This is a genomic window from uncultured Campylobacter sp., assembly GCF_938045535.1.
GTDB lineage: Bacteria > Campylobacterota > Campylobacteria > Campylobacterales > Campylobacteraceae > Campylobacter_B.
In genome coordinates, this window is the sequence record NZ_CALIMQ010000277.1 from 1 (window position 1) to 1,962 (window position 1,962).

Here is a 1,962-nt window from a genome sequence, read left to right on the forward strand (position 1 = left end):
AAAAAGCCATCTCCGCTACCGGAAAAGGATATCGAAATAATTCTAGAAAAGATCAATAATCGCGAGGCTCCTAAGCCGAAGATAAATTTCGAAGACGGAGAGACGGTTAGGATCGTTGACGGACCTTTTGCTAATTTCAACGGCATCGTAGAAGAGTATGATATGATTCACGGCAAGCTTCGCCTCAATGTTTCGATCTTTGGTCGAAGCACGCCGATTGAAATTTCATACTCGCAAGTTGAAAAGATTATTTAAATTTTATAAGGAGTAAATTTATGGCTAAGAAAGTTATTGGCGAAATCAAGCTGAAAATAGCGGCCGCAAAAGCAAATCCAAGCCCGCCGGTAGGTCCTGCGCTAGGACAAAAGGGCGTTAATATTATGGAATTTTGCAAAGCGTTTAACGAGCGAACCAAAGATATGGCGGGCTTCAACATTCCTGTTATCATCACGGTTTATGCCGATAAAAGCTTTACTTTCATCACTAAGCAACCGCCTGCGACGGATTTGATCAAAAAAGCGGCGAAGATAGATAAAGGTTCGGACAACCCTCTTAAAAAGAAGGTGGCGTCCTTAACGAAAGCTCAGGTTTTAGAGATCGTCGAGAAAAAGATCGCCGATCTGAATACTAAAGATAGAGAGCAGGCTGCTAGGATTATAGCGGGTTCGGCTCGTTCTATGGGTATTACGGTAACTGACTAGACCTTTTGACCGCTAAGGTTTAAAAAAGCGGTAGCACTTTAATTGCGGAGAAATATATGCCAAAAAATTCAAAAAGATTCAACGAACTTTTAAAAAAAGTTGACGTAAATAAAATTTATAGTGTAGACGAAGCGGTAAGCACGGTAAAAACTCTAGCTTCTGCTAAATTTGACGAGACGGTGGAGATCGCTCTTAAACTAAACGTAGATCCAAGACATGCCGATCAGATGGTGCGCGGCTCGGTCGTTTTACCTGCCGGTACTGGAAAAAGCGTTCGCGTAGCCGTGATTGCAAAGGACGCAAAAGCTAGCGAGGCTAGCGAAGCGGGTGCCGATATCGTGGGTGCCGATGATCTGATTGAAGAGATTCAAAAAGGAAATATAAATTTCGATGTTCTTATCGCTACTCCAAATTTAATGGGACTAGTCGGTAAGGTAGGTCGTATTCTCGGTCCAAAAGGCGTTATGCCGAACCCTAAAACCGGTACCGTTACTATGGATGTCGCTCAGGCCGTTAAAAACGCCAAGGGCGGACAGGTAAATTTCCGCGTCGATAAGCAGGGTAATATCCACGCAGGCCTTGGCAAGGCGAGCTTTAGTAAAGAGCAGCTTTTAGACAATCTTACGACGTTTATCAAAACCATAAATAAGCATAAGCCGGCGACTGCGAAGGGCAGATACGTAACTCATGCATCGCTTTCACTTACTATGAGCCCTGCAGTTACGCTGGATAATCAAGAAATAATCGATTTAAAATAAAATTTTAAATTTTTTCACAATTCCTCCTTTAAAATATATTAAATGGTTTTGTACTTTTTCATTAATTTATTAATTTTACATAATTCATTTTACTATTTATTTTTATTTTAATGCTTCTTTTATTTCTTCAACTTTGTCAAGTTTTTCCCAAGGCAAGTCAATATCTGTTCGCCCAATATGTCCAAATGCCGCTAAATCTTGGTATCTAAACGATGGTTTTCTAAGACTAAGAGATTTTTCAATACCTCTAGGTGTTAAATCAAAAATTTTAGAAATTGCTTCTTCAATTTTTTCTTCGTCAACAGTTCCAGTCCCAAATGTTTCAACTCTTATTGACACCGGCTCAACAACTCCAATCGCATAAGACAGCTGAACTTCACATTTAGTTGCAAATCCTGCCGCAACGATATTTTTAGCAATCCATCTTGCCGCATAGGCAGCCGATCTGTCAACTTTTGATGGATCTTTTCCAGAAAATGCTCCTCCACCATGTCTAAAATATC

Annotated in this window: 4 protein-coding genes; 3 read left to right on the forward strand and 1 reads right to left on the reverse strand. The window is 40.4% G+C overall.

What is annotated here, in order from left to right; translation table 11 throughout:
- The 3 genes from Q0095_RS08585 to rplA all read left to right on the forward strand — a co-directional run.
- On the forward strand, positions 1-255 hold a 255-nt coding region (locus Q0095_RS08585; RefSeq protein ID WP_366806326.1), incomplete at its 5' end, for a KOW motif-containing protein.
- A 20-nt stretch (positions 256-275) separates the two neighbouring features.
- Complete coding sequence (gene rplK, locus Q0095_RS08590) at positions 276-701, forward strand: 50S ribosomal protein L11 (RefSeq protein WP_297883132.1); 426 nt, start codon at positions 276-278, stop codon at positions 699-701.
- Positions 702-757: 56 nt separating this feature from the next.
- Positions 758-1,459, forward strand: coding sequence for a 50S ribosomal protein L1 (rplA, locus tag Q0095_RS08595; protein ID WP_291939398.1), 702 nt, complete (start codon positions 758-760; stop codon positions 1,457-1,459).
- 102 nt (positions 1,460-1,561) lie between these two features.
- On the opposite strand, the gene Q0095_RS08600 is transcribed toward rplA, so the two are convergent.
- The coding region (locus Q0095_RS08600) for a methionine adenosyltransferase domain-containing protein (protein ID WP_297883133.1) at positions 1,562-1,962 on the reverse strand (401 nt) is incomplete at its 5' end.